This is a genomic window from Streptomyces sp. AC627_RSS907 (assembly GCF_019049165.1).
Genome location: NZ_JAGMUE010000348.1, coordinates 1 through 641 on the forward strand (window position 1 = coordinate 1; position 641 = coordinate 641).

General features: G+C 69.0%; 1 pseudogene. It reads right to left on the reverse strand.

Going from position 1 to position 641, the window contains the following annotated elements:
• Positions 1 to 313 precede the first annotated feature (313 nt).
• Positions 314 to 641, reverse strand: a pseudogene (locus KUM32_RS35660) (hypothetical protein); the annotation flags it as partial.

Consider the following 641-nt stretch of genomic DNA (forward strand, 5'->3'; position numbering starts at 1 on the left):
GTCCTTCCAGCTCTGCGGCGGATGGTCATCCCACTGCCTAATTCGCCCAACCGCCGACCACCTTGGCCCGCTGGTCTAGGCCAGATGCGGAGTTGATCAGCGTACCCGGTCGATGGTGGTGGTGTGCGGGGCGATCCGCAATGCCGTGGGACGCGAGAACCCCCGGCGCCGGAGGGGGCGTCGGGGGTTCTGCTTGTATTCAAGAGGTGAACGGAGCGGGGCGCTAACCCCCTTATGCGTGACGGGAGTTGTGCGGCGCGTGACCTGCGGAACGGCGTGGCCGATTCGCGCGTTCCCGTCTCGCCGGTGCGCCTTACGCGGCGCTGGTCAGCTCCCAGTGCGGGACGCGCTCGTAACGCGGCTGCCACACGGTGCGGCACAGGAAGCGCAGCGGCGGCGAGAGCAGCTCCAGGATCTGGCTCCGGGTGCTGTCCGGCGCGCCGTCGAGCAGCCAGGGGAAGAAGGACGGGGCGCCCTTATAGCCGACCTGGCGGCGCTGCTCGTCGCAGTAGGCGCGCCATTCCTGCTGGCTGAGCACGCTTTGCAGGAGCGGAATCGCCTCGGCCTCCTCGTGGTCGAGGTGGCGCAGGAGCGAGGTGGAGAAGTCCTCGGCGTACTCGCGCAGCCTAAAGCGGCGGTCG